This is a genomic window from Streptomyces sp. NPDC086023 (assembly GCF_044540325.1).
Lineage (GTDB): Bacteria > Actinomycetota > Actinomycetes > Streptomycetales > Streptomycetaceae > Streptomyces.
The window spans coordinates 285,132-301,629 of the sequence record NZ_JBITRX010000009.1; the positions used below are offsets into that span (position 1 = coordinate 285,132).

Sequence of the window (16,498 nt, forward strand, 5' to 3'; positions counted from 1 at the left end):
CAGAAGGACCCGACATGACCGCTCCGTCCGTACTCGCCGCCGCCACCGCCGGCGGCCCCGCCGCCGACGCCGGCCTCCCCGGCTCGCCCGATCTGCTGCGCTCGGTCTTCCGCCGGCACGCCGCCGGCGTCGCGGTGATCACCGCGGCCGACGGGGAGCGGCCGTTCGGCTTCACGGCCACCTCGCTCAGTTCCGTGGCCGCCGAGCCGCCCCTCCTGTCCTTCTCGGTCGGGACCGGCTCCTCCAGCTGGCCCGCGATAGCCGGGGCCGGTCACATCGGCGTCCACATACTCGGCGAGCACCAGCGCGAGCTGGCCGCCACCTTCGCCACCAGCGGCGCCGACCGCTTCGGTCCCGGCACGGACTGGCGCACCGGGCCCGAGGGAGTCCCGCTGCTCGACGGGGTGCTGGCCTGGCTGGTGTGCCGGGTGGTGGCCCGGGTACCGGCGGGCGCGCACCGTGTCGTACTCGCCGAGGTCGTCGCGGGCGACCCGGCGGGGGAGGGTCGTCCGCTGCTGTATCACCAGGGCCGTTTCAACGGTCTGCGCGACTGAGTCGTCCCTGCACAGGGCCGGTTTTCCGGGGTGTCGGGCGGCGTTGGCAAGGTCACAGTTCGGTGAGCTTGCTTCCTGGGGAAAGCCAGGGTGTACTGACGAGTAACATTTCGATCGGAGCGCGGGCCGCCCCGACCGGGATCCGCCCAGTAAGGCGCCTATGCTGCCTGCACAGGGCAGCAGCCAGAAAAGACGATGCAGTAGGAGAGCCGGCGTGAGCTTGAGGATCGTTGTCTGTGTGAAGTACGTGCCCGACGCCACCGGCGACCGGCACTTCGCCGATGACCTGACCGTCGACCGCGACGACGTCGACGGCCTGCTGTCGGAGCTCGACGAGTACGCCGTCGAGCAGGCGCTGCAGATCTCCGAGGAGTCCGACGACGACGTGGAGATCACCGTCCTGACGGTCGGCCCCGAGGACGCCAAGGACGCGCTCCGCAAGGCGCTGTCGATGGGTGCCGACAAGGCCATCCACGTCGAGGACGACGACCTGCACGGCAGCGACGTCATGGGCACCTCGCTGGTGCTCGCCAAGGCGATCGAGAAGGCCGGCTACGACCTGGTCGTCACCGGCATGGCCTCCACCGACGGCACCATGGGTGTCCTCCCGGCGATCCTGGCCGAGCGCCTGGGCGTCCCGCAGGTCACCCTGCTCTCCGAGGTCAAGGTCGAGGACGGCACCGTCACCGGCCGCCGCGACGGCGACGCCGCCAGCGAGCAGCTGGAGGCCTCCCTCCCGGCGCTCGTCTCCGTGACGGACCAGTCGGGCGAGGCCCGCTACCCCTCCTTCAAGGGCATCATGGCCGCCAAGAAGAAGCCGGTCGAGTCCTGGGACCTCTCCGACCTGGAGATCGAGGCGGACGAGGTCGGCCTCGAGGGCTCCTGGACCGCGGTCGACTCGGCGGCCCAGCGTCCGGCGCGCACGGCCGGCACGATCGTCAAGGACGAGGGCGAGGGCGGCAAGCAGCTCGCGGAGTTCCTCGCGGGCCAGAAGTTCATCTAAGGACTTCGGTCACCCCAACCGCCCCCTCATACTTCGCAATCGCAGGAGAGCAGTCCCATGGCTGAAGTTCTCGTCTACGTCGACCACGTGGACGGTGCCGTCCGCAAGCCCACCCTTGAGCTGCTGACGCTGGCCCGCCGCATCGGCGAGCCCGTCGCCGTCGCCCTGGGTGCCGGCGCCGAGGCCACCGCCCCGGCCCTGGCCGAGCACGGTGCCGTCAAGGTCCTGACCGCCGACGCCCCCGAGTTCGCCGACTACCTCGTCGTCCCGAAGGTCGACGCGCTGCAGGCCGCGTACGAGGCCGTCTCCCCGGCCGCCGTGCTCGTCCCGTCCTCCGCCGAGGGCAAGGAGATCGCGGCCCGCCTCGCGGTCCGCATCGGCTCCGGCATCATCACCGACGCCGTCGACCTGGAGGCGGGTGAGGAGGGTCCGGTCGCCACGCAGTCCGCGTTCGCCGCGTCCTTCACCACCAAGTCCCGTGTCTCCAAGGGCACCCCGGTCATCACCGTCAAGCCGAACTCGGCTCCGGTCGAGGCCGCCCCGGCCGCCGGCACCGTCGAGGCGCTCGCCGTCTCCTTCGGCGCCCTGGCCACCGGCACCAAGGTCGTCTCCCGCACCCCGCGCGAGTCCACCGGCCGCCCCGAGCTGACCGAGGCCGCGATCGTGGTCTCCGGCGGCCGCGGCGTCAACGGTGCCGAGAACTTCTCGATCATCGAGGCGCTGGCCGACTCGCTCGGTGCCGCCGTCGGCGCCTCCCGCGCCGCCGTCGACGCCGGCTGGTACCCGCACTCCAACCAGGTCGGCCAGACCGGCAAGTCCGTCTCGCCGCAGCTGTACATCGCGTCCGGCATCTCCGGTGCCATCCAGCACCGCGCCGGCATGCAGACCTCGAAGACCATCGTGGCCATCAACAAGGACGCCGAGGCCCCGATCTTCGACCTCGTCGACTACGGCGTGGTCGGCGACCTCTTCCAGGTCGTCCCGCAGCTGACCGAGGAGATCCAGTCCCGCAAGGGCTGATCCGCCGGCTCCGCCGGACTTCTTGACCTGCCTGACCTGCGCGGCCTGACCTGCGCAGACGCTGAGCCCCGGGGCCGCGTGGTGAACGTCACCGCGCGGCCCCGCGGCTTTTGCGCGGTACGCCCGGACCGCCCGTGGGCAAGCATTGACGGAGCGGAACGCCCTGACTAAATTCTGCTATGCGGATCAATGCTTCCGTGAAGCGGAAAATAGGAGTGTGCAGGATGGGTCAGCAGGAGAAGGTGGCAACGAGCCTCGCAGGCGCGGTCAGCGAGCGCGTCAGCGCCTCGCTCGCGCCGGTGGACGCGGAGCTCGCGCGCCGCTACCCCGGGGACCCCGGCACCCGCCAGCCGATCCACACCGTCTACGTGCCCGGCGACGTCTTCACCGCCGACACCATCCGCTCCTGGGGCGACCAGGCCCTCGCCGCCCTCGACGAGCACGCCCCGGACGCCACCACCTTCGCACGCGTCCTCGGCATCTCCGACGAACTCGCCGGCCCGGTCTACGAGCGCGTCCGCGCCAAGCTCCGCCGCGAGCCCGTCGAGGACCTCCGCGTGGACTTCGAGGACGGCTTCGGCGTCCGCTCCGACGAGGAGGAGGACCAGGCCGCGGCCCGCGCCGCCCGCCTGGTGTCGGAGGCCTTCGCGAACGGCACCAACGCCCCGTACATGGGCATCCGCATGAAGTGCATGGAGTCCAACGTCCGGGACCGCGGCATCCGCACCACCGACGTCTTCCTCTCCGGCCTGCTGGAGCACGGCGGCCTGCCCGAGGGCCTGGTGCTCACCCTCCCGAAGGTCACCTACGCCGAGCAGGTCTCCGCCTTCGTCGAGCTGCTGGAGGCCTTCGAGACCGCCCGCGGCCTGCGCCCCGGCCGCATCGGCTTCGAGATCCAGATCGAGACCAGCCAGTCCATCCTGGCCTCGGACGGCACCGCCACCGTCGCCCGCATGATCGACGCCGCCAAGGGCCGCGCCACCGGGCTGCACTACGGCACCTTCGACTACAGCGCCTGCGTCGGCGTCTCCGCCGCCTACCAGTCCAGCGACCACCCGGCCGCCGACCACGCGAAGGCCATCATGCAGGTGGCGGCCGCCGGCACCGGCGTACGCGTCTCCGACGGCTCGACCAACGTCCTGCCCATCGGCACCACCGAGCACGTCCACGAGGCCTGGAAGCTGCACTACGGCCTGACCCGCCGCGCCCTGGCCCGTGCCTACTACCAGGGCTGGGACATGCACCCGGGCCACCTGCCCACCCGCTACGCGGCCGTCTTCGCCTTCTACCGCGAGGGCCTCGACGCCGCCGCGGCGCGCCTCAAGGCGTACGTCGCGAAGATCGAGGGCGACGTGATGGACGAGCCGGCCACCGCCAAGGCCCTCGCCGGCTACCTGGTCCGCGGCCTGGACTGCGGCGCCGTCGGCGCCGACGAGGTCACCGCCCGCACCGGCCTGACCCGCGCGGAACTGGACGCCTTCGCCATCCCGCGCCGCTCGGCCACCCTGAAGTAACCCCCGCCCCGGGCCCGGCCCGGGACGCCTCGAACCGGCGGGGCCGGCCGGTGCACGCACACCGCCCGGCCCCGCCGTCGTACCGGCCGGGAGCCCGGCGCGGGGCGGCGTGCACGCGGACGGTCAGGCGACCGGGGGGAGTTCGCCCGAGCCGCGGGGGACGAGGCGGGTCGGCAGTTCGATGCGTTCCGTCGGGAGGCGGGTGCCGGCGAGGCGGCGGAAGAGGCGGTCCGTGGCCACCCGGCCCAGGGCCGCCGGGTCCTGGGCCACCACCGTCACGCCCGGGCGCAGCAGATCGGCCAGTTCGAAGTCGTCGAAGCCCACCAGCGCCACGGCGCGGTCCAGACCCGCCAGGACCCGCACCAGCGTCACGGTCACCCGGTTGTTGCCCGCGAACAGGGCGGTGACCGGCTCCCTTCCGGCCAGCATGGCGCGGGCCGCCGCCGTCACCGTCCGCGGATCGGTCGGGCCCAGCGCCACCAGGTCCGCCGGCACCGGCAACCCGGCGTCCGCCATCGCCGCCCGGTAACCCCGCAGCCGTTCCTGGGCGGTGTGGATGTGCGGCTGGTCGCCGATGAACCCGATCCTCCGGTGGCCGTGCGCGACCAGGTGGGCCACGCCGTCCCGCGCGCCGCCGAAGCTGTCCGACAGCACCACGTCCGCGTCGATCCGGCCCGCCGGCCGGTCCACGAACACCGTCGCCACCCCGGCCCGCATCTCCGGCTCCAGGTACCGGTGGTCGTCCCCGGCCGGGATCACCACCAGCCCGTCCACCCGGCGCGCGCACAGCGCCAGGGCCAACTCCCGCTCGCGCTCCGGGTCCTCCGCGCTGGACCCGTTGATCAGCAGGGCGCCGTGGGCCCGGGCCACCTCCTCCACCGCGCGGTTGAGCGGCCCGTAGAACGGGTCCGCCAGGTCCTCCAGGACCAGGCCCACCGTCGCCGTACGCCCCTTGCGCAGCACCCGGGCGCTGTCGTTGCGCCGGAAGCCCAGCTCCTCGATGGCCTCCCGGACCCTCCGCTCGGTGTCCTGGGTGACCCCCGGCTCGCCGTTGACCACCCGCGAGACCGTCTTGAGCCCGACCCCGGCCCGGGTCGCGACGTCCTTCATCGTCGGCCGGTTCCCGTAGCGGGACTCCTGGGGGTTCTGGGGCACGCGGGTCCTCCGGTCGATGCTGGCGCCGATCTTCGAGGATAGTGCCCGGCCGACACGCCCCGCGCGTGCCCGGATACCGTCGGTGCCGTGAGCTCCGGCCCGGTCCCGGGTTTCCGCGACAGGGTGTTGCGGGCAAGCCACAGGGGGCTTCGGATGAGGGGGACTCGTGATCGTCTGGATCAACGGCACGTTCAGCGCCGGGAAGACCAGTACCGCCCGCGAACTGACCGGGCTGCTCCCGGACAGCACCCTGTACGACCCCGAGGTGATCGGCGGCGTCCTGAAGTACCTGCTGCCGCCCAAACACCTCGACGAGGTGACGGACTACCAGGACCTGCCCATCTGGCGGCGCCTGGTCGTCGACGGGGCCGCGGCCGTGCTCGCCGAGGTCGGCGGCACCCTCGTCGTCCCCATGACCCTGCTGCGCCAGGAGTACCGCGACGAGATCTTCGGCGGCCTCGCCGCCCGCCGGATCGAGGTCCGGCACTTCCTGCTCACCCCAGAGGAAACGATCCTTCGGGACCGGATCGCCCACCGCGAGGATCCGGACGTCCCGGACGCCGACGTACAACTCCGCGTACGCCAGTGGGCGTACGACCACATCCCGGCCTACCGGGAGGCGCTGGGCGGCTGGCTCCGGGCCGACGCCCACGCGGTCGACAACAGCACGCTCAGCCCCCGCGAGACCGCCGAGGCCATCGCCGCCGCCGTACGCGGCGGCACCTCCGGCTGCTGCGAGATCGTCCAGACCCCCGAACCGACCGGCGAGACCGTCGCCGCCGGCGTGCTGCTCTTCGACGACCAGGACCGCGTGCTGCTGGTCGACCCCACGTACAAGCCGGGCTGGGAGTTCCCCGGCGGGATCGTCGAGCCGGGCGAGGCACCGGCCCGCGCCGGGATCCGGGAGGTCGCCGAGGAGGTCGGCATCACCCTCGACCGCCCGCCCCGGCTGCTGGTCGTCGACTGGGAGCCGCCGCGACCCCCGGCGTACGGCGGCCTGCGCATGCTCTTCGACGGCGGCCGCCTCCCGGCCGAACAGGCCCGCGCGGTACGGCTGCCCGGGCCGGAGCTGCGCGCCTGGCGGTTCGTCACCGAGAGCGAAGCCGCCGGGCTGCTCCCGCAGAACCGTTTCGACCGGCTGCGCTGGGCCCTGCGCGCCCGCGAGCGCGCCACCGTGCTCAACCTGGAGGCGGGCGTCCCGGTCGGCTGACGGGCCCGGCCCGTCACGGTCCGCCCCGTCAGGGTCCGCCCGCCTGCCCCGGTCGGCCCCAGCCCGTGCTCGTACAGCGGCAACTCCCGGTCGAGCAGCACCGGTTCCGGCACCGGCTGCGCACCCCGGATCACCGGGGCCTCCAGCCGGTGGGCCACCACCTCCGCGCCGTACCGCCCGGCCGGCTCGCCGGCCGAACCGATGTGGTCGCGGTGGCAGTGGGTCAGCACGATGCGGCGCAGCCCCGCGGGATCCAGACCGAGGGAACGTATCCCCTGCTCGAACTCCGCCGCCGACATGACGTTGCCGGAGTCGACCAGGGTGAGCTCGGTCCCGTCGCGCCACAGGTACGCCTGGCCGATCGGGAAACGGAACATGTGCAGCCGCGGAACCACTTCCACGAGATCCATGCCGCGACCGTACGGAGCCGCGGCGGCTCCGCACGGCCGACTACGCCGGGCGCGGACCACGCTCAGAGCACACCCCGCGGAGCAGGCCCCTCCGCATCAACCTCCGTACGGTGGCGGCCCGCCCCGGCGCGGCGGGTTCAGGCCTTCTTCGACTGCGCGTAGTTCACGAGGAACAGCGCCTCGGCCACCGACAGGCGCTCCAGCTCCTCCGGGGAGACGCTCTCGTTGACCGCGTGGATCTGCGCCTCCGGCTCGCTCAGGCCGATCAGCAGGATCTCGGCCTCCGGGTACAGGTTCTGGAGGGTGTTGCACAGCGGAATCGATCCGCCCATGCCGGCCGCCTGCATCTCCTGGCCCGGGTACGCCGCCCGCAGCGCCTCGGCCATCGACGCGTACGCCGGGCTCGCCGTGTCCGCCTGGAACGCCTGGCCGGAACCGACCTGCTCCACCTGCACCCGCGCGTTCCACGGCGTACGGGCCTCCAGGTGGGCCATCAGCAGCTTGTTCGCGACGGTGGTGTCCATGCCCGGCGGCACCCGCAGGCTGATCAGCGCACGGGCGCTCGCGTGCACCGACGGCGTGGCGCCGACGACCGGCGGGCAGTCGATGCCCAGCACCGTCACCGCGGGCCGCGCCCACAGCCGGTCGGAGACCGAGCCGTCACCGATCAGGTCCACGCCGTCCAGCACCTTCGCGTCGGCGCGGAAGTCGCCCTCCGGGTACTGCAGGCCCTCCCAGACGCCCGCCGCGTCCAGCCCGTCCACCGTGGTCGAACCGTCCTCGGCGCGCAGCGAGTCCAGTACGCGGATCAGCGCGGCCAGCGCGTCCGGCGCGGCTCCGCCGAACATGCCGGAGTGCAGGTTGCCCTCCAGCGTGTCCACCTGCACGCGCACCAGCGTCATGCCGCGCAGCGTGGCCGTCACGGTCGGCAGGCCCAGACGGAAGTTGCCCGCGTCGCCGATCACGATGGCGTCCGAGACCAGCAGCTCGGGGTGCGCCTCGGCGTACATCTGGAGGCCGCCGGTGCCCTGCTCCTCGGAACCCTCGACGATCACCTTCACACCCACCGGCACACCGCCGTTGGCCTTCAGCGCGCGCAGCGCGAGCAGGTGCATGATGAACCCGCCCTTGCAGTCCGCGGCACCGCGGCCGTACCAGCGGCCGTCGCGCTCGGTCAGCTCGAAGGCCGGCGAGATCCAGGCCGCGTCGTCCAGCGGCGGCTGCACGTCGTAGTGCGCGTACAGCAGCACCGTCGGCGCGCCCTCGGGACCGGGCAGGTGGCCGTAGACCGACTGCGTGCCGTCCGGGGTGTCCAGCAGCGCGACGTCCTCGAAGCCCTCGGCGCGCAGCGCGTCCGCGACCCAGTTCGCGGCGCCCTCGCTCTCGCTCTTCGGGAACTGCGCCCAGTCCGCCACCGACTGGAACCTCACCAGTTCCGCCAGCTCCTGCTGCGCGCGCGGCATCAGGGAAGCGACGGTCTCGGCGATCGGATGGGACGGCATGGGCACGCTCCTCGTGGGTGCGACGTTGTAGTTCGTGAATGCCGGATAGGCACAGCCGATCTTCCCACAGAGGGGCTCGGACCAGCCCCGCCGTAGGATTCCCTCGGCACCGGAGCAACCTCAGGGATCGGGAGCAGCAACACATCGTGAGCAGCGAGCACGGGGACAACGGCGGCGCGGAGCACGTGGACGCGGAGGGTTCGGGCGCAGGAGGTCCGGGAGCGGAGGCCCCGGGCGCGGGGGGAGCCGGCGCGGAGCGCCCCGGCGCCGGGGACGGGAACGCGGGCGGGCACGGGGACGCGTACGCCGATGCGTCCGCGGACGCGACGGAGGCGGGCACCGGGGACCAGGGACCGGCCGAGGAGATCACCCCGGACGCGGGTGCGCCGGAGACGGCCCGCGAGGTCTGGGACGTGGTGGTCGTCGGGGCCGGCCCGGCCGGCGCCTCGGCCGCGCACGCCGCGGCGGTGGCGGGACGGCGGGTGCTCCTGCTGGAGAAGGCGGAGCTGCCGCGCTACAAGACCTGCGGCGGAGGCATCATCGGGCCCTCGCGCGACGCGCTGCCCCCCGGTTTCGTCCTGCCCTTCAAGGACCGCATCAGCGCGGTCACCTTCTCGCTGAACGGGAAGCTCACCCGTACCCGCCGCTCCCGGCACATGCTCTTCGGACTGGTCAACAGGCCCGAGTTCGACGCCGGCCTGGTGGCCGCAGCCGAGAAGGCCGGCGCCCAGGTGCGCACCGGCTGCGCGGTGGCCCGGGTGGAGCAGCACGGCCCCGACGTACCGGACCGCCGCACCGTCGCCGTGCACCTCGCCGACGGCGAGATCGTGTTGGCCCGGTCGGTGGTCGGCGCGGACGGCAGCGCCAGCCGGATCGGCGCCCACGTGGGCGTCAAGACCGTGCAGGTGGACCTGGGTCTGGAGGCGGAGATCCCGGTGCCGCCGACGGTGGCGGAGGACTGGAAGGGCAGGGTGCTCATCGACTGGGGCCCGCTGCCCGGCAGTTACGGCTGGGTCTTCCCCAAGGGCGACACCCTCACGGTCGGCGTGATCTCCGCGCGGGGCGACGGCGCCGCCACCAAGCAGTACCTGGAGGACTTCGTCGCCCGGCTGGGGCTCGCGGGCTTCGAGCCCGAGATCTCGTCCGGGCACCTGACGCGGTGCCGCGCGGACGACTCCCCGCTGTCGCGCGGGCGGGTGCTGGTGGCCGGTGACGCGGCGGGCCTGCTGGAGCCGTGGACGCGCGAGGGCATCTCCTTCGCGCTGCGCTCGGGCCGGCTGGCGGGGGAGTGGGCGGTACGGATCGCGGAGTCGCAGGACGCCGTCGACGCCCGCCGCCAGGCGCTCAACTACGCCTTCGCCGTCAAGGCCGGGCTCGGCGTCGAGATGGCGGTGGGCCGGCGGATGCTGGCCGTCTTCGAGTCGCGGCCGGGGCTGCTGCACGCGGCCATCACCGGCTTCCGGCCCGCGTGGCGGGCGTTCGCGCGGATCACCCGTGGCTCGACGTCGCTGGGCGAGATGGTCCGTACGTCTCCGCTGGCGGGGAAGGCGCTGCACGCGCTGGACCGCCGGCAGCAGGAGCAGCGGGACAGGGCGGAGAAGCCGGAGCAGCGTGAGGAGTAGGACCCGGCGGGTCAGTCCGACACCGTGATGCGGAAGACAGGGTGGTCGCCGGCGGCCGCGAGGAGCTCGTCGTCGGTGGACCCGGCGGTCACCCCTTGGAAGAACCGGTCGACCTCCCAGCCCCAGCGCTTGAGGTAGCTGCGGAGCACTTCCGGGCGCTCGGCCAGGGGGATCTCGACGGCCGTGAAGGGGCGGACCTTGCGGCCGACCCGCAGTTCGCCGCCGCCCGCGGCCCGCATGTTGCGCACCCACTGCGAGTGGCCGCGGGCGGAGACGAGGTACCGGACGCCGTCGTGGGTGTGGGGGTTGACGGGGATGCGCTGGGGCTTGCCCGAGACCCGGCCGCGGACGCTGAGCTCGGCGGTGCCGGCCAGGCTCAGGCCGAGCCGGGCGAGCCTGCCGATCAGGCGGTTGAGGCGGGCCTCCATGCCCTGGGCGGGAACGTAGTACGGCTGCGGCTGAGCACTCATCGGGGCCTCCCCGGCCATTTTGGAGAGCGGCGCTCTCGCTTGAGATCAGTGTGCACGCATCTGTGTGGCACTGCAAGAGCGCTGCTCTCGAAATTGAGCGGAGATCTCATCCGTGAACGCCGCACTTGTTATTGAGCACCGCTCTCACTCATGGCAGACTGCCCACATGAGCACAGCGCGAGGGGTCAGGGAACGGGCCCGCATCGAACTCACCGCCGCCATCAAGGACGAGGCGCGCAGGCAGCTCGCGGCCGAGGGCGCAGCGAAACTCTCCCTGCGCGCGGTCGCCCGCGAACTGGGCATGGTCTCGTCGGCCCTGTACCGCTACTTCCCCAGCCGTGACGACCTGCTCACGGCGCTGATCGTCGACGCGTACGACGCCGTGGGGGCCGCCGCCGAGGCCACAGCCGCCGGCTCGGCCGGGGCGGACCCGGTGGAGCGCTGGACCCGGCTCTGCGGCGCGGTGCGCGACTGGGCGCTGGCGCACCCGCACGAGTACGCCCTGATCTACGGCTCGCCCGTACCCGGCTACGAGGCGCCCCAGGACACCGTCGCCCCCGCCTCCCGGGTGGGCAACGCGATGATCGGCATCCTGAGGGAGGCCCACGCAACCCGAGGACTGGCGCTGCCCCCGCTGCCCGCGCCCCTGCGCCCCGAGGCCGACCGGATGACCGCGGACTTCGCCGAGGGCCTGCCCCCGGAGGTGGTCGCCGCACTGGTGGCGGCCTGGGCCCAGCTCGTGGGGCTGGTCTCCTTCGAACTCTTCGGCCAGTTCAACCGCGTGGTGGAGGACCGGGACGCCTTCTTCGCCCACGCGGTCCGCCGCCTGGCGGACTCCGTGGGCCTGCTCCCCACACCGGGCGCCTGACGGCCAGCGGTACGACCGGGTGCACGGGGCGTGAGCCTGACGGGGCACTCCGTTCACGAGTGCTGGCGTCCCTTCAGGACGAGGAATCGGTACGTGGCGCAGCGGACGGCCGTGGCGTTCTGCGTGACGGGGGCGCTGATGGGGCCGGGCACGGTGTCGGTCGTCGACCTCGGCACAGGGACCGACCGGCGTGGCAGCGCGGCGCGGGGGAAGCGGGGCTGATCCGGTGGGCTCTCGGCGCGCGGTGGTGCCCGCGTCCGGTGCCGGGGTGCCGGAGCGTTGGTGCACGACGATCGTGCCGGGCGTCCCGCGGCGTTCGCCGGATCGGCAGTCGCTCAGGCGGCCAGGGAACGGGGCCGGTCCACGGCGCATGCTCTGCAGCCCGCGGAGGCCGAAGGAGGCGTGGTTGCTGCCCGGGGGCGCTCCCCTACCTCCGCTCGCCGGAGACCGCGTTCCCGTCTCGTCGTGGCCGGCCTTCTGTGGTTGCGGTCCGATCCGGGTGACTTCTTCTGCCCCCTCTTGAGGCTCAGCGACAGGAAGCCGGCCACGACGAAGGCAAGCGCCGCAGGGCGGCCGAGGCCTTCTGCGCTTGCGCTCGGAGCGGGGTGGCCTCTTCTCGCCCCTTTTGAGGCTTGGTGACAGGAAGCGGGCCACGACGAAAGTAGGCGCCGGGGGGCGGCGGGGCCTTCTGGGGTTGCGTTCCGAGCGGGGTGACTTCTTCTCGCCCCTCTTGAGGCTCAGCCACAGAAAGTCGGCCACGACGAAAGAGAGTGCCGAAGGGCGGCGAGCGGAGGCACCTGAGCGCCCCCGGACAGCAACCACGCCTCTTCCACCTGAACCGGCTGCCGGGGGGAAAGGCAGTGCGGCCGGCGCCCTACCCGCCTGAACGACTGCCGATCCGGCGGACGCCCCGGGACGCCCGGCACGATCGTCGCCCACCGAAGGCACCCGGCCCCGGTCCGCCGAAGCGGGCGGGTCCGGTTGGTCCCGCCCGCCGAGGCGTCGTAACCCGGCGCGTGGAGCCACCAGGCGATCCGGCCGCACGGTCCGTCGGGTCCGGGCCGCGCGCAGGCGGTGCGCCCGCCGAGCACACCCGGCCCCCGCCCGCCGAGCACACCCGGCCCCCGCCCGTCAGGCACGGCCCCCGCCCGTCAGGCATGATCCGCCAGCCGCCAGCCGCCAGCCGCCAGCCGCCAGCCGCCAGCCGCCAGCCGCCAGCCGCCCGCCGTCAGCTGTCTGCCGCCGCGCCGTCCGAGGCGGTCCCGTCCGTCCCGTCTGTCCCGCGTCGCCCGAAGCGCCACAGGACGTGCGTGATCCGCAGGACGAAGACGGTCGCGGCCAGGGCGCCCCCCGCGAGCGGCAGGGCGCGCTCCGCCCACCGCGGCAGCGTGAAGAAGAAGGCGGGGCCCGCCACCGCGCCGAAGACCAGCGCGGCGGCGAAGGCACCGCTGAAGAGGGCGTAGCCGATCTCGACCGTGATCGCGTCCCGGTCCGCCTGCGTCCGCCGCCGCCCTTGCCCGGGACCGGGTGCCGAACCGCCCGCGGAGCCTTGGTCCGCCCCCGGGCCCGATGCCGAACCGCCCGTCGCGCGCCGGTGCGGCTCCCGCCCCGGAGTCCCTGCCGCCCCGCTTCCGGGAATCCCGCCCGCCCCCGGCCCCGCCCCCTGATGCTCCATGCCGTCCAGTGTCGCAGCCGGACGTCAGATGACGGCCGTCTCCACCCAGAGCCGCGCCAGCGACGCGTCGCCGGTCACCACGGCCTCCTCCAGCGGCAGCCGGTTCCACAGGGCCGGGTACAGCCACTCGGCGGGCGCGGCGAGTTCGCAGTCCGCCGGGCCCTCGTCCGTACGCGTGACCGCCAGCGGGCCCGACGACACGGTGGCCGTCCACACCGCGCCCGTGTCCGTGGCCCGGACCCGGAGCACCCGTGGCGCGCCCTCCGTCCGCACGCGCGACCAGGGCCGTACGTGGAAGCGCGTCAGCAGCTCGTCCACCCCGTCCTCGGCCAGCGCGGCGCCCGCCGGCGAGAACGCCTCGCCCAGCGCGGACTCCGCGTCCATGCGGTGGATCGCGGTCTCGTGCGCCTGCCGCCGCGCCCAGAACGCCAGCGGCGCGTCGCCTTCCAGGAAAGCCCAGCAGTCCAGGTCCGCGGGGGCCGCGGACAGTACGTCCAGCAGCCGCGCGTGACCCTCGCGGAACCACGTGATCAGCTCCCCGCCCGACAGGTCCGGGGCCTCCTCCGTCCGCAGCGGCTGCCGCACCGGCTCGGACACGATCCGCGCCGCCCACCGGTGCACGGCACCCGTGTGCCGCAGCAGGTCGGCGACCTGCCACTCCGGGCAGGTGGGGACGGGGGCGTCGGTACCGGCCCGCTCGGCGGCGTCGGCCATCCAACGCCCGTCCCGCTCAAGGTGCTTGATGTGCTCAGCGATCTCCATGCGGCCGAGTCTGCCATCCCCGCGTCACCCGGGCGCCAGCCCCGTCGTGCGCAGCGTCACGTTGATCCGCCCGCCGGCCATCCCGGTCACCGCCGGGTCGCCCGTGCCCGGCAGCACCCGCACCACCCCGTGGTACGCGAAGCGCGAGGGCCCGCCGAAGACGAACAGGTCGCCCGAGGCCAGCTCGACGTCCGTGTACGGGCGTCCGCGCCCTTCCGGGTTGCCGAACCGGAACACGCACGTGTCGCCCACGCTCAGCGAGACCACCGGCGCCGAGGACCGCTCGTCCCTGTCCTGGTGCATGCCCATCCGGGCGGTCCCGTCGTAGAAGTTCACCAGCGCCGTGTCCGGGTCGTACCCGTCCCCGGCCGCCGGGTCCTCGTACGCGTCCCGCAGCGCCTCCCGCCCCAGCTCCGCCAGCCAGCCGGGGAAGGCGGCCACCCGCGCGCCGTTCACGTCGTCCGCCGTGCGGGAGTACCGGTACGGGAGCCAGTGCCAGCCCACGCAGACCGTACGGACCGACATGACCCCGCCCCCGGGCAGCCGGGTGTGCCGCATCGGGACCGGGCCGCGGGCCCACTCCCGGCACGCCGCGACCAGCTCCCGCTGCCGCTCCTCGTCCAGCCAGCCCGGCACGTGGACCGCGCCCGGGGCGAGCGTCAGCCGCGGCCGGGGAAACAGCGCCGACATCCAGCCACACCTCCACCGACGACGGTAGTACGGGTCCGCGGCGACGGGAGCGGGTGCGGACCCGGTCCGTGGATCATGCGAGGATCGGCGTCATGAACGGCGAAGCGGACGGGCGGCGAGCGGGAGACGTGTCCACGCGTACCAAGCTGGAGAGGGGGCGCGGCGCACTGGGGCCGGCCCTGGAGCTCGTCCACACCGGACGCGCCCCCACGCGGGCCGTGCTCACCGCGGAGCTGGGCGTCACCCGGGCCACCGCGGGCGCCGTCGCCGCCGAGCTGGAGGCCCTCGGCCTGATCCGCGTCGACTCCCGGCCCGGCGTCGCCGGAGGCTCCCAGGGCCGCCCCTCGCACCGGCTCTCCGTGGACGAGAACGGCCCCGTGGCCCTCGCCGCACAGGTCCACCCCGACGGCTTCCGCGCCGCCCTGGTCGGCCTCGGCGGCCGCATCGTGGACACCGCACCCGGCTGCATCACGGTCTCCGAGGACCCGGCCCAGGTCCTGGGCGCGGTCGTGGACGCGGGCGCCGCGCTGCTCGCCAAGAGCGGCCGCCGCTGCGTCGGCGCGGGCCTGGCCGTACCCTCCGCCGTCGCCGAGCCCGAGGGCACGGCCCTCAACCCGCTGCACCTGGCCTGGCAGGCCGGCGCCCCGGTACGGGAGATCTTCACCCGGTGTGTACGGGCCGCCGGCATCGAGGGCCCGGTCCTCACCGGCAACGACGTCAACCTCGCCGCGCTCGCCGAGCACCGGCACGGCGCCGGGCGCAGTGCCCAGCACCTGCTGTGCGTGGCCACCGGGCACCGCGGCGTCGGCGGCGCCCTGGTCCTCGACGGCCGCCTGCACTCGGGCAGTTCCGGCCTGGCGCTGGAGGTCGGTCACCTGACGGTGAACCCCGAGGGCCGGGCCTGCCACTGCGGCGGGCGCGGCTGCCTGGACGTGGAGGCCGATCCGCTGGCCTTCCTCACGGCGGCCGGCCGGACCCCGGGCCCGGAGGTCTCGCTGCTCCAGCAGGCCAGGGAGCTGCTCCGCGACGAGCACGCCGACCCGGCGGTGCGCAACGCCACCGAAGAGCTGATCGACCGCCTGGGCCTGGGCCTCGCCGGGCTGGTCAACATCCTCAACCCGGACCGCATCATCCTGGGCGGACTGCACCGGGAGCTGCTGAACGCGGACCCGGAACGGCTGCGCGCGGTGGTCGCCGACCGCAGCCTGTGGGGCCGCAGCGGCGGTGTGCCGATCCTGCCGTGCACCCTGGACCACAACAGCCTGGTCGGCGCCGCCGAACTGGCCTGGCAGCCGGTACTCGACGACCCCCTGGGCACCCTGGGCGCGCCGGTCTAGACGGACGCCCCGGCGTCCCCTACCCGCCCACGGTCACCGGCTCGGCCGGCACGGGCAGCGCCGCGGGCGCGGTGGTCCGTACGGGCAGGTCCACCAGCGGGACGCCCAGCGGCACCGGGCGCAGGATGCGGACCGGCCGCAGCGCCACGGGAGCCTGCTCGGCGGCGGGGAGGACGAACCAGACCACCTTGCCGGAACGGCCGTCGGCGGCCTCGTCCAGCGGCCGGGCGCCCCAGCTCTCGCTGAGGGCCTCCACCAGCGCCAGCCCCCGCCCGCAGGTCTCCAGCGGGTCGGCGGCGCGCACCACCGGGAGGCGGGGGTCGCCGTCGTGCACGGAGACGGTCAGCCGCTCGAAGCGGAGCTCGATCTCGACGGTGCACGTCTTGTCCGGTTCGGCGTGCCGGTGGACGTTGCTCAGCAGTTCCGTGACGCCGAGCGCGGCCCGGTCTATCAACGGGTCCAGCTGCCAGTAGCGCAGTTGTGCAGAAACGATTCTGCGCACCTGGCCGATGCGTGCGGGCAGAGCCTGTAGCTCCACCGTGCAGTGCCTGCTTCGATGACTGATCACGGCTGCGACTCCCCGAAATGAGGTCCGGAAGAAGACGGCGATGCGATCCAGCACGTGCTGACGGCCCCGTGGGTCCGGCGCGCGGCGCGGGCGTCCGCCCGTACCGCGTTGTCACCGAGAGTGCACCCTGAGTGACAC

The 16,498-nt window shown here is 73.9% G+C and carries 16 protein-coding genes and 1 pseudogene; 9 read left to right on the plus strand and 8 right to left on the minus strand.

Translation table 11 applies throughout. The features are described 5' to 3' along the window. Positions 1 to 14: 14 nt before the first annotated feature. From ACIF6F_RS20030 to ACIF6F_RS20045, 4 genes are all read left to right on the plus strand, one after another. Positions 15 to 554: a flavin reductase family protein gene (locus ACIF6F_RS20030; RefSeq protein ID WP_399948258.1), complete on the plus strand. Its 540-nt coding sequence runs from the start codon at positions 15 to 17 to the stop codon at positions 552 to 554. A 214-nt stretch (positions 555 to 768) separates the two neighbouring features. Further along, complete coding sequence (locus ACIF6F_RS20035; RefSeq protein ID WP_399948260.1) at positions 769 to 1,557, plus strand: electron transfer flavoprotein subunit beta/FixA family protein; 789 nt, start codon at positions 769 to 771, stop codon at positions 1,555 to 1,557. 57 nt (positions 1,558 to 1,614) lie between these two features. Further along, a complete protein-coding gene (locus ACIF6F_RS20040) occupies positions 1,615 to 2,577 on the plus strand; it encodes an electron transfer flavoprotein subunit alpha/FixB family protein (protein ID WP_399948262.1) in 963 nt (320 codons plus the stop codon). Positions 2,578 to 2,801: 224 nt separating this feature from the next. Beyond that, positions 2,802 to 4,091, plus strand: a complete 1,290-nt coding sequence (locus ACIF6F_RS20045; RefSeq protein ID WP_399948264.1) for a DUF6986 family protein — start codon at positions 2,802 to 2,804, stop codon at positions 4,089 to 4,091. Between the two features lie 123 nt (positions 4,092 to 4,214). Here the strand turns inward: ACIF6F_RS20045 and ACIF6F_RS20050 are convergent, their stop codons facing one another. Beyond that, positions 4,215 to 5,201 carry a LacI family DNA-binding transcriptional regulator gene (locus ACIF6F_RS20050; protein WP_399948375.1) on the minus strand — a complete coding sequence of 329 codons (987 nt, stop codon included), beginning with the start codon at positions 5,199 to 5,201 and terminating at the stop codon, positions 4,215 to 4,217. 211 nt (positions 5,202 to 5,412) lie between these two features. On the opposite strand from ACIF6F_RS20050, the gene ACIF6F_RS20055 reads away from it, so the two are divergent. Further along, complete coding sequence (locus ACIF6F_RS20055) at positions 5,413 to 6,456, plus strand: NUDIX domain-containing protein (protein ID WP_399948266.1); 1,044 nt, start codon at positions 5,413 to 5,415, stop codon at positions 6,454 to 6,456. Here the strand turns inward: ACIF6F_RS20055 and ACIF6F_RS20060 are convergent. Next, a pseudogene (locus ACIF6F_RS20060) lies at positions 6,435 to 6,866 on the minus strand (MBL fold metallo-hydrolase); the annotation flags it as partial. The gene ACIF6F_RS20055 and the pseudogene ACIF6F_RS20060 overlap by 22 nt on opposite strands. Before the next feature lie 137 nt (positions 6,867 to 7,003). Continuing rightward, positions 7,004 to 8,368 carry a dipeptidase gene (locus tag ACIF6F_RS20065; protein ID WP_399948268.1) on the minus strand — a complete coding sequence of 455 codons (1,365 nt, stop codon included), beginning with the start codon at positions 8,366 to 8,368 and terminating at the stop codon, positions 7,004 to 7,006. Between the two features lie 365 nt (positions 8,369 to 8,733). Between ACIF6F_RS20065 and ACIF6F_RS20070 the strand changes: the two genes are divergently transcribed. Then, complete coding sequence (locus ACIF6F_RS20070; RefSeq protein WP_399948377.1) at positions 8,734 to 9,990, plus strand: geranylgeranyl reductase family protein; 1,257 nt, start codon at positions 8,734 to 8,736, stop codon at positions 9,988 to 9,990. Positions 9,991 to 10,001: 11 nt separating this feature from the next. Here the strand turns inward: ACIF6F_RS20070 and ACIF6F_RS20075 are convergent, their stop codons facing one another. Next, positions 10,002 to 10,460 carry a nitroreductase family deazaflavin-dependent oxidoreductase gene (locus tag ACIF6F_RS20075; protein ID WP_399948270.1) on the minus strand — a complete coding sequence of 153 codons (459 nt, stop codon included), beginning with the start codon at positions 10,458 to 10,460 and terminating at the stop codon, positions 10,002 to 10,004. Between the two features lie 166 nt (positions 10,461 to 10,626). Here ACIF6F_RS20075 and ACIF6F_RS20080 point away from each other — a divergent pair, with 166 nt between their 5' ends. Both ACIF6F_RS20080 and ACIF6F_RS20085 read left to right on the plus strand, forming a co-directional pair. Next, positions 10,627 to 11,328, plus strand: coding sequence for a TetR/AcrR family transcriptional regulator (locus ACIF6F_RS20080; RefSeq protein WP_399948272.1), 702 nt, complete (start codon positions 10,627 to 10,629; stop codon positions 11,326 to 11,328). Between the two features lie 93 nt (positions 11,329 to 11,421). Then, complete coding sequence (locus tag ACIF6F_RS20085) at positions 11,422 to 11,550, plus strand: hypothetical protein (protein WP_399948274.1); 129 nt, start codon at positions 11,422 to 11,424, stop codon at positions 11,548 to 11,550. A gap of 1,006 nt (positions 11,551 to 12,556) precedes the next feature. Here the strand turns inward: ACIF6F_RS20085 and ACIF6F_RS20090 are convergent. The 3 genes from ACIF6F_RS20090 to ACIF6F_RS20100 are packed head-to-tail and all read right to left on the minus strand — an operon-like array spanning position 12,557 to position 14,455. After that, the gene (locus tag ACIF6F_RS20090; protein WP_399948276.1) at positions 12,557 to 13,003 is read right to left on the minus strand and encodes a DUF6332 family protein; all 447 of its coding nucleotides are present in this window, start codon (positions 13,001 to 13,003) and stop codon (positions 12,557 to 12,559) included. 24 nt (positions 13,004 to 13,027) lie between these two features. Continuing rightward, on the minus strand, positions 13,028 to 13,765 hold the full coding sequence (locus ACIF6F_RS20095) for a maleylpyruvate isomerase family mycothiol-dependent enzyme (protein WP_399948278.1): 738 nt from the start codon (positions 13,763 to 13,765) through the stop codon (positions 13,028 to 13,030). 24 nt (positions 13,766 to 13,789) lie between these two features. Further along, positions 13,790 to 14,455 carry an alpha-ketoglutarate-dependent dioxygenase AlkB family protein gene (locus ACIF6F_RS20100; protein ID WP_399948279.1) on the minus strand — a complete coding sequence of 222 codons (666 nt, stop codon included), beginning with the start codon at positions 14,453 to 14,455 and terminating at the stop codon, positions 13,790 to 13,792. Between the two features lie 92 nt (positions 14,456 to 14,547). Between ACIF6F_RS20100 and ACIF6F_RS20105 the strand changes: the two genes are divergently transcribed. Then, positions 14,548 to 15,792: an ROK family protein gene (locus ACIF6F_RS20105; protein WP_399948281.1), complete on the plus strand. Its 1,245-nt coding sequence runs from the start codon at positions 14,548 to 14,550 to the stop codon at positions 15,790 to 15,792. 19 nt (positions 15,793 to 15,811) lie between these two features. Here ACIF6F_RS20105 and ACIF6F_RS20110 read toward each other — a convergent pair whose 3' ends face one another. After that, complete coding sequence (locus tag ACIF6F_RS20110) at positions 15,812 to 16,360, minus strand: ATP-binding protein (protein ID WP_399948283.1); 549 nt, start codon at positions 16,358 to 16,360, stop codon at positions 15,812 to 15,814. Positions 16,361 to 16,498: the final 138 nt, after the last annotated feature.